Genomic DNA, 22,604 nt, shown 5'->3' with positions numbered 1-22,604 from the left:
ATTGTAATATAATTTCTGCTCTTTTTTTAAGTATTTGAATAAGTATGAACACTTTGCGCCGCAGAAGGCATATAATTTACGCCGAACCAGCAAAGCAGCAATACAACAAATGCCAGCGCTAAGGATATTAAAACTGGTTTTATACTGTTTGGATAACGATAACGCATGTGTATATAAATTAAATATCCCAGCCAAGTCAGCATTGCCCAGGTTTCTTTAGGATCCCAAGTCCAGTAATGCCCCCACGCTTCTTTTGCCCATAATGCGCCAAACAATAAACCCAGCGAAAGGAAACCAAATCCAACATACACTAAATTATTAGCTAATTGTAATATCGTGTCTTTGTAATTTCCTCTATAATATTCGAATAGTCCATAACAGGCTACAATTGACGAAGCTGCAAGTAAGGCGTACGAAAAGATATAAACTAATACATGAGGTACAAACCATACACTCTGTAAAGCTGGCATTAAAGCCTTGTTATAAGTATCCGGATTACAGTAGTTAATAATTAAAAACATCACAGCCATTGCCAAGCTGTAATTCAAAAGCCATTTATATTTCCATCTTAAATAAGTAATTGTTCCAATTACAGGCAGGAAAAGCGCATACCAAAGTCTGGTTTCGCCCAATGTACGCATAGGCGGACGGCCTAAATTCTGCCATAAATTAAAGATAAATACGGCCATAGAAAAAGTTCCCAGCGCTGCAAACAACAACATTAGAAAGGATTTATGACGGGTACTTTTTAGTACTTGAAAAAATATACAAACCAGCCAGCAAATAATTGCTGTTATGGCGTAATTAGAAAAATAGATCCAGTAATTCATTTAAAATCTTTATTTAAATATCAACATTCATTTTAAGGAATAACATAACGGTTAAATCACAGTTCCTCTTCCTTTAAATATTAAATAGATAGCACCAATTATCATCATGAAAATTCCGGAATAAACAACCGGAAGCCAAGGATCTCGAACCAATTCGACAACGCTCAACTTAGACCATTTTCCGTATTTTTCATCATAACTCAGCTGATACACTTTCCATCCATCCACTTTATAAGGTTTATTAACTTCTATTACCGTTTTATCGTTCTTTCCGCCTTTTACAAACACATTTACGTGAGAACTGTATTTTTTTGCTTCAGGCTGCAACATCACAATTGCTTCCTTATCATTCAATTGCAGGTAAGAATACTGGGTTGCAAAACTTCCGCAGCTAATCCAGGCTGTAGTATCTATAACCGCCGATTTCACTTCGATTAAAGCAGATGGCGTTGCTCCTTCTTCATTTACATGAAAGTAGCTATTGCCTGTAAATTTGCTGTTCTCGATATAATCAACAACCTTAATTTTATAACCTTTATAATCATAACTATCTCCTTTTGCAATCATTCTAAGAGCGTTAACTCCTTTGGTCTCAATACTATTGTTTTTTATGTCTGCAAATGCCAATTTTGGAGCAAAAGTTTCCATATCAAAACTGGTAAGTTCAAAAGCTAAAGGCATTGGTATCATGACTCCTTTTTCAGTTTCTGCTCCCCATACCAATTGATTTTCGTACAATTTCATCGTATAGCGCTGTAAATCTCCGCTTCCTAAAATTCCTGCAGTCATTGCAATAAAAAGACCTAAATGATTTAAGACAAATCCCCAGTTTTTCCATTGCCAGGGCATCATTCTGTTAAGCGTTGCTAGCCCAAGTGTCGTAAGAAAATACAATTGCGCAATTAAAAACGGCCAGCTGTTTAGTACAAATGAAAAACCAAATGCGTCTGGTTTTACTCCTTCAACAAAATTTTGCTGTGGAAGCGTTCCCATAATTACTGCCTGAATTAAAACCAAAGCAATAGCACTAACCGAGGCAGGAACTGATCTGAGCCACTTTACCCACGGATGTGATCTACTGGTAAAATGAAGCAGCAACAGCATTCCAATAAACAATCCCGCAATTATATAATTTACAGGAGCACTTACTGCTTTAATATTGGTTCTTGTTGCGATCTGCAATAAATATCCTGTAATCAGTAATCCTGCAGCAATGATAAAGGACTCTTTGTAATCCCAGGGGAAATGCCAAAGCTTCTTTTTATGAAGATTGTTTTTTTCTAAATTAAATGTTCCCATTCTTGTTTCGAATTTGAAAGCTATAATCGGAAAAGGGGTTCTCACAAATTTTGAATAATTTGTTCGAACCCTTTTCAATATTCTTTACTATTGTTTAGCTGTACTTATTTTTTCTTTGCTTCTTCAAGCCATTTTGGTAAAACTGTTTTTTTGAATTCAGCTTTATTAGCTCTTTCTTTAGCCATATCCAGACCAATAAATTTCTGTGCTTTTTCTTTAGTTGAAATATCAGGATATTGTATCGGAGTATTTTGCCCTAATGATGCCAATACTTTACTCAAATCAATTCTTGCTTCAGCCGCTTTGTTTAAACCATTTGTGATAACACGTGCCGTTTCAAGTGGTGCGTGGAATGATCCTCCGTGAGATGCTGCTGTAAAATCCCATCTCCACTGTGCCTGACGAATTAATTTAAGAACATTCTTCATTTGCACCTCAGTTGCTCCTTTATCCCAGGCTAATTTTGCTTCTAAATGTGCTTTTACCAATTGATCTTCAAGCTCAATACGTATCTGCTGAATTTTATCCTGACGCTCATTTACGTTTGCTACTAGTTTACTTTCTTCTTCACGGTGACATACCTGACAAGAATTCGCTACGTTGTTAAGAGGAGATTGTATTTTATGATCTGTAAATTTTTGTCCCCCTTCGCTTTTATAAGGCATGTGGCAATCTGCACAAGAAACCCCTCTTTGTCCGTGAATACCCATTTGATGAATTTCGTAATCCGGATGCTGGGCCTTAAGAATTGGTGCTTTACTTAATGCATGCGTAAAGTCTGAGAATTCAATATCATCATAATATTTCTCCATATTTTCTACCGTCATACCATTTTTCCAAGGAAATTTAACTCTCGCGGCTCCTTCAACAGATTTCTTATCGAAATAGTATTCTACGTGACATTGGGCACAAACCAATGAACGCATTTCATTATGAGTTGCCTTTGTAATATCTTTTCCTTGTTCTTTATAAGCTTCAATTAAAGCAGGACGCGTAATTTTTAGATTCATTGTTTTAGAATCATGACAATCAGCACAACCAATTGGATTTACAATTTCTGGCACTAAAGATGCCCAGGTTTGTTTGTAAAATTCGTCTATCCCTAACTTATCCATCATACGAGGTACATCCGGAGATTTACAAACCCAGCAGCTTGATGGCTGTGGACCATCCTGAGGTTCTTTTGGAGCTCCGGTTCTTAAGGTATTATAGATATCTTCTAAAGCATAAAAGTGGCCTCTTCCTTGATTGTAATCTTTAGAAAAAGCATAACCAGCCCATAACACCACCATTCTAGGATCATCATGCAGCATATCTCTCATTTTGCTGCCTCCGTATTTACTCACGAAAGAAGTATCTGCAGTTTCATAATAAGTCTGAAATTCACGCGGATAATTAGCTCCCCACACTTCATTTTTAGATTCAAATTCACCTACAGGTGCTAATACCTTATTTACAAACAAAGCTTCTGTACGTCGTTCCATCACACTATTTACCAGTAAACCCAGTATGAACACAACCAGCATTGTAAGGCCAAACATGACCCATCCTAACCATGGTTTGCTTTTTATAATTTCTTTTAATGGTGCCATAATTATTCTGTATTTAATTTTTTAGTTTTTGTTTTGATTTATTCTCTTTTGCATTACTAATACTATCAGTCTGTTTTTGCAGCCATTCTGGAACTGGCGATTCCAACAACGGAACCTGGGCATTGGGTACAGATGACAAACTGTTAACCTTACCATGCGGTACTTCTCTATGGCAGTCCCAGCATAATTTTCCTTCACCATGCTGTTTACTTTCAAGCGTAACTCCCAGCGTGCTTACATTAGCATTAAGATCTCCATGGCAGCGCTGGCAGTTTTTCTGAACCACATCTGTACCAGCTTCTTTAATATGAATGACTTGTGGCTCTGCTCTCCACGTAAAAACTGTTGCGTGGTAGATACCGTCTTTTGCTTTAAAGAAGTATTTGTTTAATGCATTATTGTGTGGTACATGACAATCATTACAAGTGGTAACCCGTGCATGCGAACTATGCTGCCATGTAGCATAAAAAGGAGTCATTACATGGCAGTTAACACATGTTTTTGGATCATCTGAAAGATAGGATACTGCATTTGAGACATACAATAAGTAGGCAAATAAACCCATTCCTATTCCAACTGCCACTATAACAAAGGGTACCCATTTACGAGGTGGCAATACATAATTTAAAATCTTTACCATAATATTTCCCTTATTTTTTTATTTCAAATTTATGAGGTAAATTCTCGCAGTAATATGACAATTATCAGATTATGAATTTTATACTGTTTTTTTTATCATTTTCAAAAAAAAGAACATTCAAGATATTCAATTCACATTTTTTATCATTATTAACTCATAAAAATTTAAAAAAATCATAAAAAATTGCAGTTACAACATAAAAACGAATACCAAAAAAGAAGTAATTTTACAGTAAACATTATAAAATATGACACCAAATAAACAAACCGTAAGTGAATACATGGCCGCTTTTAGAGTAAGTGACCACAAAAGAATTTTGGCCTGCCTTACTGATGACGTAATTTGGGAAATGCCGGGAATTTATCAGCATGTTGGAAAAGAGGCATTTGATAAAGAGATTGAAAACGACAATTTTGTTGGCAGTCCAACAATTAAGATTATTAAATTAATTGAAGAAAATGACATTGTAATTGCCGAAGGCGCCGTACAAGGAAACATGAAAAATGGAAATAAACTAGATGCTGTTTTTTGCGATGTTTTTGAAATGAAAAATAGCAAAATAAAAAAGCTCACCTCCTATTTAATGTCTAAAAATGCGAATCTAAAATTTGAATAATTTGACATTCAAATCGTAAAAAATATTTTTTATATCTTTGCAATACTAAATAAACCGCACAATCTCTATGTGAATAAAAATTTCTTTCGGACAATTTTAAGGTAAGCTGTAAAAACGGCTTGCTCATTTGTTTATTCCTTAAAGAAAGAAATTATGGTTATTTTACAGAATATCTCATACTTACATTCAAACAAAGATTTGTTGTTTGATAAAATTACTTTTACAATTAATCAACACGAAAAGATTGCTTTAATTGGCAATAACGGCGTTGGAAAATCGACATTGTTAAAAATTATTGCAGGCGAATTACAACCTGCCGATGGTCTCTTAAAAACAGATTCTAAACCTTATTATCTGCCGCAGATTTTCGGGCAGTTTAATCATCTTACTATTGCCCAGGCTTTGCTGGTTGAAGATAAACTAAATGCACTTCAGGAAATCCTGAACGGAAATGTTTCTGAAGAAAATCTCAATACCCTAAACGACGACTGGACAATTGAGGATCGCTGTAATGAAGCACTGTACTATTGGCAGCTTCAGGATTTAGATTTGAATCAGAAATTGGAAACGCTGAGCGGCGGACAAAAAACAAAAGTTTTTCTGGCCGGTATTTCAATTCATCAGCCTGAACTTGTTTTGCTCGATGAACCCAGTAATCATTTGGATATTGCCGGAAGAGAATTATTGTACAATTTTATAAAAAGTACTGCTTCGACCTTAATTATAGTAAGTCATGATCGAAAATTATTGAACTTATTAAATGCTGTGTATGAATTATCGAAACACGGGATCACGGTTTATGGCGGTAATTATGAGTTTTATGCAGAACAAAAACAGATTGAAAATAATGCTTTGAGTCAGGATATTCAGAGTAAAGAAAAGGCTTTACGCAAAGCGAAAGAAAAAGAACGCGAGACTCTCGAACGTCAGAACAAACTGGATTCTCGTGGTGAAAAGAAACAGAAAAAAGCCGGAGTTTCGAGAATTATGATGAACACTTTACGCAACAGTGCCGAAAACAGTACCGCAAAAACGAAAGGGGTTCATGCCGAAAAGATTGGAGGAATTTCTAAAGATTTACAAGAATTGCGATCGTCTTTACCTGATATCGATCAAATGAAATTTGGCTTTGACAAAACAGATTTACACAAAGGAAAGACACTTTTTACAGCAGCCGAAATTAATCATAGTTATGAAAATCGATTATTGTGGAAAAAACCGCTTAGTTTTCAAATCTTAAGCGGTCAGCGTTTGGCATTGAAAGGTTTAAATGGCTCCGGAAAAACCACTTTGATTAAAATAATAATGGGTGAATTAATTCCAACAATTGGAACTTTTTACAAAGCTGAATCCAAATCGATATATATCGATCAGGATTATTCACTTATCGAAAACAGAATTTCGGTTTACGAGCAGGCTCAGAAATTTAATGTTTCGGGTTTACAGGAACATGATATAAAAATGAAACTGAATAAGTTTTTATTTTCACAAAACGACTGGAATAAGCCTTGTTCCGCTTTAAGCGGAGGAGAAAAAATGCGTCTGATGCTTTGTTGTTTAACCATCAATAATCAAGCGCCGGATATAATTATTTTAGACGAACCAACAAACAATCTCGACATTCAGAATATTGAAATTCTGACTGCTGCAATTAATGAATATCAGGGAACTTTAATTGTGGTTTCGCATGACGTTCATTTTTTGGAGGAGATAAAAGTGGAAGATTTTATTGAGTTGGATTAAAATTTCAGGTTTCAGGTTTCAGACTAATAAGCCTTCGACTTCTCTCAGGCTGACAGATGCATTGGCAATTAAATCTAAAATCTGAAACCTAAAATCTAAAATAAAACTACCCCAGCCATCCTTCACGATCCAGACTTCGATATTGAATAGCTTCGGCAATGTGATGGGAGACTACAGTTGGTGCATTATCCAGATCGGCTATGGTTCTGGAAACTTTTAAGATTCTGTCATAAGCTCTTGCTGAAAGATTAAGCCTTTCCATCGCATTTTTCAGCAGTTCTTTTGATTGTTCATCGAGAACACAAAACTCGCGGATTAGTTTGCTGCTCATTTGTGCATTGTAATGAATGTTTTCTATTTCTGCAAAACGTTTGGTTTGAATCTCACGCGCAGCAGTTACACGTTTCCGAATTTCAACGCTGCTTTCGGCTTTGCGATCATCGGCCAGTTTTTCAAACGGAACGGGCGTAACTTCAATATGAATATCAATTCGGTCTAAAAGCGGCCCCGAAATTTTGCTCATATAACGCTGCATTTCATGTGGAGATGTTGTATTAGGCATGCTCGGATCATTAAAAAATCCACTCGGACTTGGGTTCATGCTCGCCACCAGCATAAACGACGATGGATAAGTCACGGTAAATTTAGCACGCGAAATCGTGACTTCACGGTCTTCTAACGGCTGACGCATTACTTCTAAAACATCACGTTTAAATTCCGGCAATTCATCCAAAAACAAAACACCATTATGTGCCATCGAAATTTCTCCCGGCTGCGGATAACTTCCTCCTCCAACCAAAGCCACATTAGAAATCGTATGATGCGGACTTCTAAAAGGCCTTTGATTCATTAATCCTACTTCTTTTAATTTTCCGGCAACGCTATGAATTTTAGTAGTTTCAAGTGCTTCACGCAATGTCATGGGAGGTAAAATACTCGGAACACGTTTCGCCAGCATTGTTTTTCCAGCACCAGGCGGACCAATTAAAATAATATTATGCCCTCCGGCAGCGGCAATTTCCATACATCTCTTTATACTTTCCTGTCCGCGAACATCAGAAAAATCAAATTCAGGAAAATCTAAGGTTTTATAGAATTCGGCTCGAGTATCAATTACCGTTGGCTGTAATGTTCCTTTTCCGGCAAAAAAATCGATGATTTCCTGTAGATTAGAAACACCGTAAACCTCTAAATCAGATACAATTGCTGCTTCTTTTGCAAATGTAAACTTGTTGGAGTAGATTTGCCTTTATAAAATTAAAAATTATGGAAAGAGTTTGCTTGTACGCTCGTGTATCTACTATAGAACATCAACAATTTGACAGACAAATTAGTGACCTTGAAGCAGTTATCACTGCACAAGGTTACAATCTTAACCAAATAGATTACTATTCTGAAAACATATCAGGATTCAAAAAAACTTCAGACCGCCCCCAGTTGACCAAGCTACTAAATAAAATTGAAAGCGAACCAAATTTATACAAGTGTCTTTACGTTCAGGAAATTTCCAGAATCGGAAGAGACCCTCAAAGTACGAGATTATTTATTGATAGAGTATCAGAATTGGGTGTTCCGATTTACATTCAATCCATAAATCAGAAAACAATTGACGACAATGGACAACGAAATTATATCGTAAATATAGTGTTGCAGGTGCTTATGGAATTTTCGGGTCAAGAGGTACTTCAAATGAAGTCCAGAATGAGGTCTGGGAAACTGCAAAAAGTAACCAAAGAAGGTAAGGTTTCTGGTGCTAATCAAGCCTATGGTTATATGAACGTTGATAAAATGTTTGTCGTCAATCCTGATGAATCGGTTGTAGTTGAAAACATCTTCCAACTTTACAAAGAAGGTAACGGAACACAGGCAATTGCTCATACACTTAACCAAATGGGTATCAAAACAAGACTTGCAACAACACATAGTAACAAAAATATTTCATTCAAAAATACTAACAGTGTGAAATTAGGGTCAACCGTCACGTGGAGCGACGCCACAATAAGACAAATTTTAAAAAATACAACCTACAAAGGTAAACGTGTTTACAAACAAGTAACGTTTGATTGTCCAGCAATCATATCTGAAGACCTTTTCGATGAATGCACAGCCATCCGACTAGGAAAAACACACAGAAATTTTCTAACAACGTATGAATATCTTTTACGTGATATGATTTATTGCGGTTGTTGTGGTAAAAAATATATGGCGGTTTATTCAACGAGAGTTAAAGACAGTAAAATATACAAATGCACCTCAACATTAACAAGAGGTGGTGCTTGTGGAAACCTAGGGATTAATATTAGCCTTATTGAAAGTGTAATCTATGACCAGTTAATGAGTTCCGAAAGCCTACTAAAGCTATTAGAAAATCCAAATGATTTAATTAAGGATATTGAAGCTGATATTGTTAGACTTGAACAATCATTATTAAATGAAAAGGGTGCTCACGCAATAAAACTAAATGAAATTGAAAGACTTGTTAAATTATTTGCAAGTAGCAATACTTTTTTACTTGAAATATACGAAAAGCAGCAAAATGAAAAGCTTCAAGAACTAGAATCAATCAAAAGCAAAATTAATTTAATAGAGCGTGAATTATTTTCAAAGAAATTAATTCTGGCTAATCACGATAAGGAAACTGCTACAATTGAAATGTTGGTTAAAGCAAAATCAAATCGAAGTGAATTAAGAGCCATCTTTAAACAATTCATAGGTAAACTTATAATCAATACACTGGATAAGAAATATACGCTTGTAACTATGTTTATTAATTTAAATGGTGTTACTTTAAATAGTACAGTTAAAACGATAATTAATGTTGGCGGTATTAAAGCTGTTAGGTTTAAAGAAAATCGAAAGTATCAGTATATGCAAATTGTTAAGATGGAAAACGACCCAGTTTATGTTGATAATATTTTGAAAGTAGATAAAGAAGATATACTAAACGAATACCATCGCAAGGTTGAGCAATACCAACAGGAACTTGAACTATATAATTCAGCTGGCTTTACATTAACTAGTACACCTGCAATTATTGATGTTCCAAAAGAGAATTTAATTCTTATTGAAGATACATATCCATTAACAGAATAGGTATTAATACCTATTCTGTTAATGATGGTCTAAAAGTTTTTTAGCTTCTGAATATCTACGAAAATTTCTGATATTGATTCTTTCAATATATCGCCATTTAATTTTAAAAGCCTGTCAATTAAAACTTTTTTATTTTGAAAATCAATTTTATCTTCGTGAATTTCGTGTGTGATTTCTTCGAACTTTTGAGTTCCAATGTTTAAATATGATTTGATAGCCTGCTTGTTAAATTCATTTTCTGTTATTGAAATAATTTTCTGTTCGACTCCTCCTTTCAATGAAATGATGATTTTTAAGGACTCACTAAAGATGTTGTCAACACATTTTGCTAAATTGACTTCGTTATCACTATTTTCAAAGTATGCGCTATGTGATTTTTTAAGTCTATTTTCTAGACCGTCTATACAATTGAATACATCTTGATAATTCGAACAATCAAAATTATGCATAAGTTGGTTTCTAATATTCATCGCTGAATCTAAAATAACTTTTTCATCCTTTTCAATAGCACCATAGTCAAGAAGTAAGTTTATTTTTTGATTGAATGATAATGAAGTAGATTTATTACCAAAGCTTTTAGATTCTTTGTAATCCTTGATATCCAATATAAAACCAAGTATATGGCTGGCGGCTTTTTCTAATGATAAAGAATAATTCAAAACTTTTATTCTAATTTCGTCTGTGCTTTTCATTGTGTTTTAAATCCTAATTCAGTTAAAAAATGCATTCCTTCAGTCCATATTTTAAGTCCTTTTTCGACCTCAACCTCATCGTCAGTATGAAATCCTCTGCTCATATGCAGGGAGCCTACTTTTGTTTTCACTAGTGCAAATGAACCATCTAAAGCTAATATCTCATATAATGTTGAAACAATTTCTTCAATTCTACCCAAGTAAACTTCTTGAACCTTTTCCGTTTCATCGGGTAAAATCTTTAATACGTCAGACTTTAATAATAGAACTGCAATATTTGTAGAATCCAATGTTTTTAATTCTTCTTCTAAAAATTTTAGATGTTGCTGTTTTGTATCTTTTCTAATAACCTCAAGAAGTAACTTAGTGTTAAACTCAGAGTCTTTAGCTACTATAGTATTTGTAATTCTTGCTCTTATTGCATCAAAATCAGTTTCACCTTCAACTTCAACTTCCATCTCTTTAAATTTTGATTCGATACTATATGAGAGTTCTACACCGTACCGCTTTGTAAAATTTATTTTAAAAGTTTCATAATTAGAATAGGGATAATATGGATTTAATTTTATTGCATTTATAGTGTATGAAATTGCCCCCCTTAATTCGTCCTGCTCAATTAAAAGGATAGCCCGATATCTTAAAATATTTGATTTCCAGAAGGTATTAAATTCTGTAAACTCTTTTATTTCTGAATTTACATTTTGTTCAATTTGCTCTTTTATTTCTAGTAACAACTTTTCTGTATCATCAAGAATATCCTTCACAGTATTATAATCTTTTGTCACTAAGAATGAATCGAGATAAGTTTGCCCGAAAACCAAAACATACAGCTTCAAATTGATAACTGCAATTTCTTTAATATCAATTTTTTCATTTGAAATTTTATTTTGAAGTGCTATCAAATTTGGTGGTAAATCTCCATTAATAAAGTTACTTGGTTCTTCAACTATGATAGTCAAAATTTTTTGGTCTGATACATCCCTAAGAAAGTAGAGCGAACTTAAATGTTTCCTTTTTAAAACAAACTTTTCAAACAACCTAATTGTTCCTCTATAACCTAAAATAATAGGTGTGAATTTGGGTAATTCTATAAAATTAAGGTTAATAATATTTGACTTTAGAACAAAAGAATTTCGGTTTAGTTGTTCACATTCCCTTTTTAATCTATCATTTAGAAGTTCGGCATCCAAATCCAAAAAAAGATATTCCTTTTCCTTACTAGAATAACTACCATATATCACAAGGGAGTTATTTTTATTTAATTTTAGATAAATAGAAATTAGATGAAAAAAGGTGGAACAAATAAATATCAACGAAATTAAAGCAATGATTAGGTAGACAAAATCAACCCCATTAAACAAGACCGTTTTAAAGTAAAGGATTGCAATAAGAACAGATGTAAGAAAATTAACTATCCAGTATTTAACAATAGATTTAAATCCAAATAATACGAATTCTCTAAATGCAATAAATATTTGTTTTGGAAGAAAAACAACTATAAGTAATCCAACTATCGCTTTCCACGCATCTTTTAAAATTTCAATCATAAACATATATCTGTTTGAATTAATATTTGCTAATGTAAGCTTTTTCTATATCAGATTTGCTTAAGTAATTATTGTTAATTTTTATCCAAGATACCTTTAACTTTCTGAACTGTACCAAGCGACACGTCCGCAATGCTGGCAATCTTTCTATACGACAATTCAGGGTGTTGTTTTATCGCTTTTACGACACTCTTATATTTATTCAAGACTTCTTCGTCACTCGCAGAAGAACCTTTAGCCCTACCCTTGAATTTTCCTTGTGCAACAGCTATCTTAATACCTTGTGCCTGTGCTTCTCTAATGTTGTTACGAGTCAGTTCTGCCACGTTTGCAAGGATATCAGAAATCATCTTAAAGGTCATTGATACTTTACCATTGACTAATGACTCAACACCTAAGTTTTCAACCTTAAGGTTTACACCTTTACCGTTAAAGTATTGGATTGTGGATTGAATATTGAAGGCATCACGTCCAATTCTATCGATTGACTCGACCGTCAAATAATTAACTGTACCAGCTTCAATTGCTTGCATCAATAGTTGTGCCTGTGGTCTTTCGTTGAATGCAACAGCACCACTTATAACGTCTATAAAGACCTGTTCATCTGGATGTTGTTTAATCGTTTGTCTGATTGTATTCTGTGACCCGCTGGACACTCTGACGTAACGTGCTTTAAGTGCTTGTTTCATAATGCATCTTTATTAGTATATTAAGAAAACCACCTCAGCACCTATTCTTTCTGGTTATATATTATTTATAATCTTCAATGTATTCAATGTCCTTATCAAGCCTATCCTGAAGTTCATCAAAATAAACATCGGTCACTTCTTTCTTGATACTCTTTACATCCTCAATTAGATAGTAACTGTAAGTATCATTCCAACCTAACACGATAAAGACCCATCCTTTATGATGATGTCCATTAACCAATAAGAACAAACCTTTGTTCTTAACTCTAAGCACTTTCTCAACGCCCCAACTCCAAAATATGTTTTGGTTTTGTTGAAGTAGTTTTAGAGTTTCATCAACGTCGAATTCACGTTGTACCAATTCTTCGATATTCTCAAATCTTTTATTTAAATTTGCCATAGTCATATGTATTAAATTCGAAAGAATTTGGTGCTGATAAATTAAGGGTTGTTAGCGCAACCCTTTTTTATTTGGTAGTATTCTCAATATTTCAATTAACTTGTATCGTTCTTTATTTGAACAATTCAAAGGTATGCAATTACATTAATGTATGCAAATAAACTATACTCTATTTTAATACAAAATGCAAAATATTTTATAACGTATTCATTACTACATAAGTGTATATTTAAAACCACCCTAAATATATACAGTTATGTTACATTTACTCCAAGAATGTGCTTTTCTCATAGTTTATTCACGTATTTAGCCTATATCCTTTTAATTAGAATTTTATCTGTGACCAAAAATTACTTACACATTATGTGTAAGCAATACTTTTTTTAATTATTTTTGTAAAAAATAAAAGCCACTCTTTTGAAGTGGCTCTTACAACTAGTTTTTCATTGCTAAGATGATTGTTAGAATCAGCATTAGCACAATTATAACCTTATTCATTCGGTTTATTTATTTTAATTAGTAAATAAGCTATACCCAAAAAACCCTTTGCGAGAGGGTTTTTTTTGTCCCTTATAGTAATTGAATTCTCATTAATTACTACTCTACAAATTTACCAATAACATTATAATGTTGTGTATGAATTTTCTCAAAACCCCCAAACAATCGTTAAACTGCTAATATAGTCGATGAATTACATTCAAAAAATCTCCTGTTAATAGCATTTCTTACAAATTTCATATATAAAATGTAAGAATATATTTCTAGAAATCAGTTTTTATGTTCACATTCCTATATCTAATTGAATTATTTGAAAGCCTTTTAACTAAGGCATAATAATATTTAACAAAATTCTATCCAAGGATTTATTTTAATTCATAACTTTATCATTATCAATTAAATACATACGCAAATGATATTTAAGTACTTCGGAAATGATAAGCAGATACTGAGGGATTTTTTACTTGAGAACGATTTCCCACCTGAAACCACAACAGCTAAATTAGATTGTGCCTACTTTATTCGTACAGAAAATAATTTTGAATTAATCAACTGCGAAGTTCTGGTTAGTGTAGATGATGCAAAAGTAACCGTATTAAACAAATTGGATAATGAATATTATCCAACTGTTTTTAAACCAAAACATCGAACAATGTATGTTGAGTACGGTGCGCTTTTAATTACAGGTAAGCATCCAAATAAAACCATTGGAAAGTATTCTATTGAAATAGATGTGTATGGTAAAATCACTACTTGATTTCATTTAGCATATTGTATATTATTTGCTCTATCCTTTTCACTGACAGCTCATATTGTTCAGCAAGTATTATGTATTTCATTTCCTTAGTTATGTTTTCTTCAAGGGAATAATATTGTTCCATTATTTCAATATCTCTAATCATCATATAAGATAGAATTCCATTCTTTACAAATTGGAATATAATGTTTTCATTTGTTTTTAATAGTTCATATCTGTTCATTTATCGTTGATGTGTTTTTTTCTATTGTTATGTTAGTGAAGGCTGGGTTTAAAGCATTTTTCCTTTGAGTTTAATTAGTGCTCCATCTCTGATTTGTTTGATTCTCATTTTGGTTAAACCTAGTCTGATACCAATATCTTTAAGTACCATCTTTTTACCATTCTCAAATCCGTAATACAATTCTATAACGGTTCTTTCTTGTGGTGTTAAGCAATTCAAATGAAATCTAAGTTTTAGTTTTTCTTCTGAATCTTCAGTTTCTTCAACCTCTTTAAAATCATCTGTTTCTTCAAATCTGTTCACGTGAGGTTTAGAATAAAAGAAGTGATTTATTTCTGATTGGGTAAATTGGTTTAGTGCTTCAATATCACTTTGAAATATATCATATTGATTCTTTTGAAATAATTCATCAACCACTTTACCAATCTTACTATCCGACATTACCTTACATTGTGGGCTTCTGATTGTAAAACCTTCATTTATAAATAATTCATTAATTGCTTTCTTAATCCAGAATCCAGCATAATAAGAAAATTTAATATCCAAATCTGGATTATACATTTTAATTGCCTTAATCAATCCAATATTTCCTTCACTGATTAAATCATCAAGTTCAATTGCATTCGTTTTATGAAGCATTGACCTATAGTTTTTGGCGTAATAGATAACCAGCTTTAGGTTTGAAGTAATCAATTTATCTATTGCTTTTTTATCATCCTGTTTGATTAAGACATACAAATCTTTAATCTGTTCTTTAGTTAGTGTATCAAATTTTGATAAGTCTTGATAATACTTTTTGTTGATTGTTTGTTTTTCATATTTCATAATTTTCGTTTATTAATAAATATCGAGAAAAAGGAAAAAGAACATAGTTTAGTGAAAATAAATAGCCTACAATTCTTTTTTGCGTTGTAGGCTATTGATTATTGTAAGTTGGCATAGTTCTCAATGACCTGCACCCTATTTTGCTGACTTGTGATATCAGTTACATTTACAACTGGTGCTGGCAATGTTGAATTCGCTTGTGCTATTGAATTGGCAAGCTTTTCATAATCTATTGAATAACTTGCATTGGCTTGTGAATAGCTTGGTGAACCAATATATCCACCGTTTGCGAATGTTGGCACTCCAATTGATTGAAAGAACCTGTGACCACCTGCTCTTGCTTGTTGTTCTTCATTCAGAATCATTTCACCCTGACGAACATAAGCAAGCGTATCATCTCCATTTGATAGCGGTACTGATAAGTTTGAACCACTGTTTATTAGACCGCTCCTAAGAGTTGGAATTGCTCCACCTGATGCACGTGTTGGAACGCTTGCTTCTTTAGTTGAAGTAATCTTCTTTACATTTGCAATACCAGCAACAACTGCGGCACCTGCAGCAACAGCCCCTAGAACTGGACCAACTATTGGAATACCAGCCATCGCTGAATAAGCTGATGTTGCGGCCTTATATGTGTCCATTGTCGCTTGAGCAATAGCCATTGCTTTACCTGCTTTAGATTCCTTACCTAAAATTGTTGCAAGGTTTCCAAATGTATCAGATGCTAATTGAACTTTATTTTCTTGAACACTTCTTTCAATTCCTTTTTGGATTGTTGCGTGCTTCTGTTTTATTAAATCTGTATCAGCACCAGTCTTTTCAGCAGACGCAAGTTCGGCTTGGTATCTTAGGTTCTCTTGCTCAGTTTGCAATGCTAAATCAATAGCGAATGCCTCACCATCAGCAACTATCTTATTTTGTAAATCAAGTTCTTTCTTTTGTTTTGCTTCTTCTTCTCTCTGTAAATCAATTGATTTTTTATCAGCATAGAACTTGTCATCAATTGCTTTTATAGCTATAGCATATTCTTCAGCAGAAATTAAACCGTTCTGTAAGCGGGTTGTTTGAGCTGATGCTTCTGCTTCTGAAATCCTGTTTAGCCTATCTATTTCTTGTTGATATATTGCATCACTTATAAATTTGCTGTTGTCAAGTTTTGTTTGATTATTTGCAATAAATAATTCAAGCTCTTTATCGGCATTTGCAATAGCTATATCAATTTGTTTTTGAGCAAACTCATTTGTTATATTTAACTTATCAGTTTCATATTTTGTCTTTGAGATTTTCCCAGCATCAAATTCAGCTTTGAGATTGGCAAGTTTTTTATCTTTTAAAGATTCTTCAAATGCCAATTGCTCTGACATTGTTTTCTTTAACTTTCCTTCCTGTGCAACATATAAATCAAGTTCCTCTTTATTCTTTTGGATAACAGCATCTACTGCTTTCTGGTGGTCGGCAACTCTTTTATCATTAGCTTCTTTAGCTTTGTCTGAAGCTTCTTTTCTTAACGAATTCAAGTTTGCTAATTGCTCAGATTCTTGTCCAGTAATACGTTCTTGAATATCACTAATGTTTGTTTCAGCTTCCGCTTTAGCATCTAAGGCTTCTGTTGTTTTACCTTCTGCGGCTATTCTTAGATTGGCAACTTTTAATTGTTGATTTGCAATTTGCATCTCTGAAGCTGATTGTTTTTTTAAAACTGCACCAAGCTGTTCATTTATCTGCATTCTCTTTGCAATTGAATTAGTCTCATCATCACGTTGCTGTCTAAGCTTCTCAGCTTGCTTTTGATAATCCAGAACTATCTTTTGCGATTGACGTTGCATTGTTTGAAGTTTAGCTTCAGCAGTAGCTAAATCTGTGGCAGCTTTTGCTCCTTGCTTAACTGAGTTTGTGAACTTATCAATTCCAGCGGCAGCTGAATTTGCTCCAATCATTTTCAAACCAGCAGATATAATTCTTGCACCTTTCTCTGCAATCGCAATGGCTGTTTCGAAATACTTAACGAATGCATTTCCTAACCATTCACCAAAAGGTTTAATTACATTGAATAAGCCTCTGAAGATACCAGTGATAGTTGCTGTTACTTTAGCTAGCTTTTGTGAACCTGCTTCAGTTGAATTCATTGAAGCAGTCATAAACTTAAATGCTCCAACAACAAGACCAACAACAACAGCGATTGCAGCAATTGCGGCACCAAGTGGTGTAGCGATAAATGCAAGCGATGCTTTAATCATTCCACCAATAGCGGTTGTGATTGTTCCAAATCCATTTTTAAGTAATGGTGCGACACCGCCAGCTTCTTTAGCTCTATCAACAAAACCTAGTAGACCACCGTTGAAGATATTTATCTCAGCAAATGCTTCTTTAATTTGGTCTTTGTAAGCACCAATTTCCATCTTCTGCTTCTCTGCGGCACTTACGTTAGCTTTTATAAAAGCTGTGTTTTCATCAATTTTTTGGTTGATTTCAGCAAGAGCTTGTGCTCCTTCTTCCGTTGCTGTGTTAAGTTGATTTCTTATTGCCTTTAACTGTTTATTGTTTTCAGTTGCGGCATCAATTGAAACAATTTCTTTATCAAGTGCTTCAGTCAGTGCTTCAGTTCCATTTGCGAATGCGTTGGTTGATGTATTTAATTGTGTGACAACATTCTTTTGTTGTCCGTAAAGAGTTTGCAATCTTTTAAGCTCCACCTCATTCTTTGTGAATGCATCTGTTGACTGTTGATTTGCACTAGTTAGTTCTTTTTGGGACTGTTTAATTTTATCAATCTCAGCACGTGTTGCCGTCATTTTGGCAATAAGTGCTGATGTATTAATATCCAATTGTAGAACCTCTACTTGGTTTGCCATTCTAATTCATAGTATTTCTTTTTATGTTATTGTTTGTATTTGTTACTCGTAGATTGCTTCAAGTATCATTTCTTTTGGTGTATTTGCCGTCACTTGACTTGGTGAAAAATACAGTACTGCACTACTAGACATTACTTTGTTATAGACGTTGAAGAAATTAAATCTTGTTGCGTCTAACAATATACCGCCACCACTAGCTGTTGTTGCAACTCTTCCAGTTCTGAATTTGTATACGTTGCCAACATTAGTAATATTCTCAATCGTTGTCATTGTACCATTGATTCGCATAAATGTTGCTTCTAATTCAAGTTGAGTGTAGCCATCATTTATTGGTATTTCAAAAGTCAGATAAAAACCAGTGCTATCTTGATAAGGTGTTACAACTACACCGTTAAGTGATAAAGGGGGTTCAACAGTTGTATTACTTAGTGGATTATCTATTTGAATTAATTCAACGCTTGTAGTTTTATTTAGTTGAAAGTTGATTATTTTATTTACCAAGAAGTATGCACCCAATTGTTTAATGAAATACAATTTGCTAAAATCAAAATCAATCACATCAAGATAAGTCAACCATATATTAGCTGTAACTATTTTAGCATTATCAAGAATTTTATTAAACTCACCATAATATTTGGTAACACTATAATTAAATGATTGATTTACATTTGATTCTTCAGGAACAATATATGCTTTTGCTCTTGTTGCTTGAGATTGTGAACCAAACCATTTTCCAGCAGGATAATTTTTATTTGTATAGGACATCCAATAAAACCTACTTGATAAAGATTTGTAATTTACTTCACCTTCATCATTTATTTCCTTATCCCAATACTTATATAAGTTTGATTCATATCCCAGGTTCGATGTCTTTTCTTCTTCCTTTGCATATATTTTAGATTGAATAACAACTTTTGAATCATTTAAGTTTTTGTTGTTGACTGTTATATAACCGTCATCATAATTAACATTATCGGAATTATATTTTAGTGCTAATTGATTTGACTGTGCATAAGTACCATACAAGTATGATTCACTATTTACACTTTGGAATTTATCTGACCAGTCGATGACATTGTTTTCATTGATTATCTCAGACAAGTTTTTGAAAGTATAGTGATTTCTATACTTATCTTTATACATCGTCAATCCATACTTCCAAAGTATTTCATTCAAGAATTCTTTGACCTTGAATTCACCTAATGCTTTTCTGGAAGTTTCAGAACTTGTTGATACAAATTTGTATTGAAGATGAAACCATAAAGGGATTGGAATCATTGAATCACTGATTCCAAATCTTAATGGATATAAAATATTTCCAAGTGTAGTTGTAGCAACTATTTTAAATGAATCGCCAGCATTTAATGGAACTTGTGTACTTCCACTAATTGCACTATCACTAAAAGAAAGAGGATAATAGAATGTATCATTGACCAGCACTTTTGGAAGCAATCTTTGGTTTTGATAAAAATAACTTCCTGAATCAACATCTGCGAATATTGACCAGAAATAAGATATTTCATAAATACCTGATGAATCAACAGTAAATGCAATCGTATCAGCATCAAATGTACCTCCACCAGTGACACCGCTTATAACGTTATGTTTAACACTTACAACATTATTTTGGATTGCTCCACCGTATGAATAATTTTCACCAGAGCCATTATAAATTACCTGATTTACTTCTGTTCCATCATTCTTTCTAAGATAAGAAATATATGTGTTTTTAAAATCATCAGTATTAAATATACTTCCGTCATAAGTTGCATTAGCATATTCAAATGTTTTGTCTAGTAAATATCCAATCTTTGTTGACGGCACTAGATAATCAATATTTACTGTATCATTCACTGTACCACCGCTGGATGAATATTGAGATTGTCCATTATAATCAGCTACGATATACTTGTACTGTAAAACATCACCAAATGATGAAATAACATTTTCAATATTTTTGGTATGGTCAATTTCATCAATTGATAATTCAGCAAGAGTTACATTTTCAATTGCCTTATACAAATCAATTGCACCATCATAGATACTAATGTTATAAAAATCATCAGTTTGATTAATGATAGCCCAACCTTCATAGATTAAAAACTCATTACCAATCATATACTTTGCAGTATTCTTTTGGTAAGGAAATTGCGAAAGATTACCAGCTACACCAAGCCAGCCAAATGTTTGAATATTCTTTGGTGTTTTGGGAACTTTGATATTTTTTGTAAAATTGGTTTGACGGTTTTCGATGTTTACCAAATCATTTACTTGAAGTGTTCGAGCGAATGAACTTTCGTCTGTAGCGAGTTCAATTTCAATTTCGTTTATAAAAAGTCTTTCTCTTTCAATTAATGACATTATATTGTTTGTGTGTAAATAGCAGGGAGTGTTATTGTCAAATCCATTTTATTATTTGTGGATTTATTAGTGCTTGGTGTTGAGCCATCATTGATAGTCACACCGATAAATTTGTTGATATCGGTTTTGCTAAATGGTTTATCATCAACATACATTTCAACCAGTGGACTGGTTAGTATTGAACTGATATATGCTTTTTCTTGTAGAGTATAGCGAGTTGAAACTTTTAGCGTTTTGAAAGCAGATTTACCAGCGATGCGACTTGTTGCGCTAACATTCTGTAAGTTATCCCACTCTCCATTTAAATCATCAAGTGTTTTGGTTTGTACGGTTTCGTTATAAACTGGGTCAAACAACCAATAAGAGTATGAACCCGAATTATTAAACCATTTAAGATAAACACCACATCTGGAATTATTTCTTTTGATGGTTATATTAGAATTAAAACTTCCATTCACCCATAATTCGACAAGGTTATCTGTTGTAGATAATCCAAGGAAATTAGACTCGTATTCATTTTGCCCTCCATCAGAAAGATAAACTCGATGTGTTCCAAATGTTTCACCTGTAAAAGTTGGCGATTGGCTAATTGTCGTTATGTTTTTGAAATAATATGTCGCTCCTTCTGGAATACCATAAATGGCAAAGTCTGTTGGATATCCTTCAAAGTATGGAAGAAAATAATCTGTTTTATTATTGGTTGGTAATAGTACTCTTATAGATTTTTCAATTTCAGATTTTTCACGATATCCAGGTAGTTGTTCAACTGATTTAATAAACTGCCAACTTGGAATTATTTCTTCGTATGTACTGTTATTATATACTCTAATAACTGGTTGCAAATTGTAGTTTAATGTATTGTCTTCATATATGTAAGCATCTGTGAAATCAGGGACTATTGAATCTTTGAATTGATTTTTATTTATTAGAACAGATACAACTGGTTTGAAGTTATAACTGAAAACACCAGAAACTGGATATGTTTTAAATACATTAGTTCCCACATAAATATTAGAATATGTTACTCCCGTAAGTGTTGATGAATATTCTATTATCGAATCATTGTAAGCAGGATTTATCGTTAGTGGTTGTTTGGTAAAATTTATCATTGATTTTCTTCTAAACTGCTTAGCATTTGGTTAAGCTCCCAAACAAATAGTTGCACATTGATTTGGGTTATTTTTGTCATTATCTCTTGTATTCTCTGCGGTGTAATCACCTGCTTATAAATCTGTAGTTGCGATTCCTTTCGTGTTCCTTCTTGAGAAATCTTTCTTGCAATTAGAAAAGCAAGTGATGAAACTGTCATCTTATCTTCGATTGGTTTTATTCCTTTTGCATTTAACCAATCTTCAATTGCTTTTATTGGCGGCATCTTTCCTGCTTGTCTACCAGCTAAGTACTCGTAACCAAGCAAGGTTGTTTTATCAGACTCAATTTTTAGTTCCAAGCCTCTTTCAAATTCACCTGATGTTCTTTTGCCTGAAGCGTTATAAACTGTTAAAATATCAGCTTTAATCGCTTCCATTTCTTCAATAAGTATCTTCTGATTTTGTTCCTCAATATTGTTCATTAGTCGTTAACTGTAACACTATAATTCACAAGAACACCATCAAGATTGTAATCGAAAAGATTGATTACTTCAACCACTTGGAGTTTGTTAATTTGAAATTCACTACACAGTAAAACATCTTTAACTGATTGCATTCCATTATCAATTAATGGCTTGATGTAGATATTATATTTAGTTGAATAATCTTCATCAACATCAGACGAAAGCAATAACATAAACTTTCCAGAATATGTTTTGGTTTCATTTCCAGAATCCGAAAATGAGCTATCAATTACGATTGGGTCAACGAATAAATGAATTTTCCCGTTGTCCATCTCATCATATAGATTTTGATAGTCAGCACGTGAGTATTCAAATACCCAATCATTTAATAA

Annotated in this window: 19 protein-coding genes and 1 pseudogene; 4 read left to right on the top strand and 16 right to left on the bottom strand. The window is 33.3% G+C overall.

Annotated features, from left to right (window positions below; translation table 11 throughout):
• Positions 1-26 precede the first annotated feature (26 nt).
• The 4 genes from AC1RRQ_RS01135 to nrfH all read right to left on the bottom strand — a co-directional run bounded on the left by AC1RRQ_RS01135 (position 27) and on the right by nrfH (position 4,361).
• A complete protein-coding gene (locus tag AC1RRQ_RS01135; protein ID WP_493020593.1) occupies positions 27-830 on the bottom strand; it encodes a cytochrome c biogenesis protein in 804 nt (267 codons plus the stop codon).
• 51 nt (positions 831-881) lie between these two features.
• On the bottom strand, positions 882-2,129 hold the full coding sequence (locus AC1RRQ_RS01130) for a cytochrome c biogenesis ResB family protein (RefSeq protein WP_493020591.1): 1,248 nt from the start codon (positions 2,127-2,129) through the stop codon (positions 882-884).
• A 104-nt stretch (positions 2,130-2,233) separates the two neighbouring features.
• On the bottom strand, positions 2,234-3,700 hold the full coding sequence (nrfA, locus tag AC1RRQ_RS01125; protein WP_493021453.1) for an ammonia-forming cytochrome c nitrite reductase: 1,467 nt from the start codon (positions 3,698-3,700) through the stop codon (positions 2,234-2,236).
• Between the two features lie 34 nt (positions 3,701-3,734).
• Positions 3,735-4,361: a cytochrome c nitrite reductase small subunit gene (gene nrfH, locus AC1RRQ_RS01120; protein WP_493020589.1), complete on the bottom strand. Its 627-nt coding sequence runs from the start codon at positions 4,359-4,361 to the stop codon at positions 3,735-3,737.
• Between the two features lie 247 nt (positions 4,362-4,608).
• Here nrfH and AC1RRQ_RS01115 point away from each other — a divergent pair, with 247 nt between their 5' ends.
• Together AC1RRQ_RS01115 and abc-f are read left to right on the top strand one after the other, a co-directional pair.
• On the top strand, positions 4,609-4,977 hold the full coding sequence (locus tag AC1RRQ_RS01115) for a nuclear transport factor 2 family protein (protein ID WP_493020587.1): 369 nt from the start codon (positions 4,609-4,611) through the stop codon (positions 4,975-4,977).
• 153 nt (positions 4,978-5,130) lie between these two features.
• Positions 5,131-6,720 (top strand): ribosomal protection-like ABC-F family protein, encoded by a 1,590-nt coding sequence (abc-f, locus tag AC1RRQ_RS01110; RefSeq protein WP_493020585.1) that lies wholly within the window; start codon positions 5,131-5,133, stop codon positions 6,718-6,720.
• A gap of 106 nt (positions 6,721-6,826) precedes the next feature.
• Here the strand turns inward: abc-f and AC1RRQ_RS01105 are convergent.
• A pseudogene (locus AC1RRQ_RS01105) lies at positions 6,827-7,936 on the bottom strand (YifB family Mg chelatase-like AAA ATPase); the annotation flags it as partial.
• A gap of 50 nt (positions 7,937-7,986) precedes the next feature.
• On the opposite strand from AC1RRQ_RS01105, the gene AC1RRQ_RS01100 reads away from it, so the two are divergent.
• A complete protein-coding gene (locus tag AC1RRQ_RS01100; RefSeq protein WP_493020583.1) occupies positions 7,987-9,813 on the top strand; it encodes a recombinase family protein in 1,827 nt (608 codons plus the stop codon).
• Between the two features lie 29 nt (positions 9,814-9,842).
• Here AC1RRQ_RS01100 and AC1RRQ_RS01095 read toward each other — a convergent pair whose 3' ends face one another.
• From AC1RRQ_RS01095 to AC1RRQ_RS01080, 4 genes are all read right to left on the bottom strand, one after another.
• Positions 9,843-10,505, bottom strand: coding sequence for a hypothetical protein (locus AC1RRQ_RS01095; RefSeq protein WP_493020581.1), 663 nt, complete (start codon positions 10,503-10,505; stop codon positions 9,843-9,845).
• The gene (locus AC1RRQ_RS01090) at positions 10,502-12,052 is read right to left on the bottom strand and encodes a hypothetical protein (RefSeq protein ID WP_493020579.1); all 1,551 of its coding nucleotides are present in this window, start codon (positions 12,050-12,052) and stop codon (positions 10,502-10,504) included. Before AC1RRQ_RS01090 ends, AC1RRQ_RS01095 begins: the two co-directional genes overlap by 4 nt.
• A 74-nt stretch (positions 12,053-12,126) precedes the next feature.
• Positions 12,127-12,741: a recombinase family protein gene (locus tag AC1RRQ_RS01085; RefSeq protein WP_493020577.1), complete on the bottom strand. Its 615-nt coding sequence runs from the start codon at positions 12,739-12,741 to the stop codon at positions 12,127-12,129.
• A gap of 61 nt (positions 12,742-12,802) precedes the next feature.
• A complete protein-coding gene (locus tag AC1RRQ_RS01080) occupies positions 12,803-13,141 on the bottom strand; it encodes a hypothetical protein (protein WP_493020575.1) in 339 nt (112 codons plus the stop codon).
• Between the two features lie 910 nt (positions 13,142-14,051).
• On the opposite strand from AC1RRQ_RS01080, the gene AC1RRQ_RS01075 reads away from it, so the two are divergent.
• A complete protein-coding gene (locus AC1RRQ_RS01075) occupies positions 14,052-14,396 on the top strand; it encodes a hypothetical protein (protein WP_493020573.1) in 345 nt (114 codons plus the stop codon).
• Here the strand turns inward: AC1RRQ_RS01075 and AC1RRQ_RS01070 are convergent.
• The 7 genes from AC1RRQ_RS01070 to AC1RRQ_RS01040 form a co-directional block, all read right to left on the bottom strand.
• Positions 14,389-14,619: a hypothetical protein gene (locus AC1RRQ_RS01070; RefSeq protein WP_493020571.1), complete on the bottom strand. Its 231-nt coding sequence runs from the start codon at positions 14,617-14,619 to the stop codon at positions 14,389-14,391. The genes AC1RRQ_RS01075 and AC1RRQ_RS01070 overlap by 8 nt on opposite strands.
• Before the next feature lie 48 nt (positions 14,620-14,667).
• Complete coding sequence (locus tag AC1RRQ_RS01065) at positions 14,668-15,444, bottom strand: sigma-70 family RNA polymerase sigma factor (protein ID WP_493020569.1); 777 nt, start codon at positions 15,442-15,444, stop codon at positions 14,668-14,670.
• 98 nt (positions 15,445-15,542) lie between these two features.
• Positions 15,543-18,296 (bottom strand): hypothetical protein, encoded by a 2,754-nt coding sequence (locus AC1RRQ_RS01060; RefSeq protein WP_493020567.1) that lies wholly within the window; start codon positions 18,294-18,296, stop codon positions 15,543-15,545.
• Positions 18,297-18,338: 42 nt separating this feature from the next.
• On the bottom strand, positions 18,339-20,657 hold the full coding sequence (locus AC1RRQ_RS01055; RefSeq protein WP_493020565.1) for a hypothetical protein: 2,319 nt from the start codon (positions 20,655-20,657) through the stop codon (positions 18,339-18,341).
• A complete protein-coding gene (locus AC1RRQ_RS01050; RefSeq protein ID WP_493020563.1) occupies positions 20,657-21,766 on the bottom strand; it encodes a hypothetical protein in 1,110 nt (369 codons plus the stop codon). The genes AC1RRQ_RS01055 and AC1RRQ_RS01050 overlap by 1 nt, the downstream gene beginning before the upstream one ends.
• Positions 21,763-22,230, bottom strand: a complete 468-nt coding sequence (locus tag AC1RRQ_RS01045) for a hypothetical protein (RefSeq protein ID WP_493020561.1) — start codon at positions 22,228-22,230, stop codon at positions 21,763-21,765. The genes AC1RRQ_RS01050 and AC1RRQ_RS01045 overlap by 4 nt, the downstream gene beginning before the upstream one ends.
• Entirely contained in the window at positions 22,230-22,544 is a 315-nt protein-coding gene (locus AC1RRQ_RS01040) for a hypothetical protein (RefSeq protein WP_493020559.1), read from the bottom strand. The genes AC1RRQ_RS01045 and AC1RRQ_RS01040 overlap by 1 nt, the downstream gene beginning before the upstream one ends.
• Positions 22,545-22,604 lie beyond the last annotated feature (60 nt).

It is taken from the genome of Flavobacterium sp. GW821-FHT12A05, assembly GCF_058807735.1.
Note: the sequence above shows the minus strand (reverse complement) of the source record. Positions and strands in the feature narration are given on the sequence as shown.

Bases quoted from the DNA above. Each gene is read 5' to 3' on its own strand.
- AC1RRQ_RS01135 (WP_493020593.1), bottom strand. From the start codon at position 830: ATGAATTACTGGATCTATTTTTCTAATTACGCCATAACAGCAATTATT.
- AC1RRQ_RS01130 (WP_493020591.1), bottom strand. From the start codon at position 2,129: ATGGGAACATTTAATTTAGAAAAAAACAATCTTCATAAAAAGAAGCTT.
- nrfH (WP_493020589.1), bottom strand. From the start codon at position 4,361: ATGGTAAAGATTTTAAATTATGTATTGCCACCTCGTAAATGGGTACCC.
- AC1RRQ_RS01115 (WP_493020587.1), top strand. From the start codon at position 4,609: ATGACACCAAATAAACAAACCGTAAGTGAATACATGGCCGCTTTTAGA.
- abc-f (WP_493020585.1), top strand. From the start codon at position 5,131: ATGGTTATTTTACAGAATATCTCATACTTACATTCAAACAAAGATTTG.
- AC1RRQ_RS01100 (WP_493020583.1), top strand. From the start codon at position 7,987: ATGGAAAGAGTTTGCTTGTACGCTCGTGTATCTACTATAGAACATCAA.
- AC1RRQ_RS01095 (WP_493020581.1), bottom strand. From the start codon at position 10,505: ATGAAAAGCACAGACGAAATTAGAATAAAAGTTTTGAATTATTCTTTA.
- AC1RRQ_RS01090 (WP_493020579.1), bottom strand. From the start codon at position 12,052: ATGATTGAAATTTTAAAAGATGCGTGGAAAGCGATAGTTGGATTACTT.
- AC1RRQ_RS01085 (WP_493020577.1), bottom strand. From the start codon at position 12,741: ATGAAACAAGCACTTAAAGCACGTTACGTCAGAGTGTCCAGCGGGTCA.
- AC1RRQ_RS01080 (WP_493020575.1), bottom strand. From the start codon at position 13,141: ATGGCAAATTTAAATAAAAGATTTGAGAATATCGAAGAATTGGTACAA.
- AC1RRQ_RS01075 (WP_493020573.1), top strand. From the start codon at position 14,052: ATGATATTTAAGTACTTCGGAAATGATAAGCAGATACTGAGGGATTTT.
- AC1RRQ_RS01070 (WP_493020571.1), bottom strand. From the start codon at position 14,619: ATGAACAGATATGAACTATTAAAAACAAATGAAAACATTATATTCCAA.
- AC1RRQ_RS01065 (WP_493020569.1), bottom strand. From the start codon at position 15,444: ATGAAATATGAAAAACAAACAATCAACAAAAAGTATTATCAAGACTTA.
- AC1RRQ_RS01060 (WP_493020567.1), bottom strand. From the start codon at position 18,296: ATGGCAAACCAAGTAGAGGTTCTACAATTGGATATTAATACATCAGCA.
- AC1RRQ_RS01055 (WP_493020565.1), bottom strand. From the start codon at position 20,657: ATGTCATTAATTGAAAGAGAAAGACTTTTTATAAACGAAATTGAAATT.
- AC1RRQ_RS01050 (WP_493020563.1), bottom strand. From the start codon at position 21,766: ATGATAAATTTTACCAAACAACCACTAACGATAAATCCTGCTTACAAT.
- AC1RRQ_RS01045 (WP_493020561.1), bottom strand. From the start codon at position 22,230: ATGAACAATATTGAGGAACAAAATCAGAAGATACTTATTGAAGAAATG.
- AC1RRQ_RS01040 (WP_493020559.1), bottom strand. From the start codon at position 22,544: ATGGACAACGGGAAAATTCATTTATTCGTTGACCCAATCGTAATTGAT.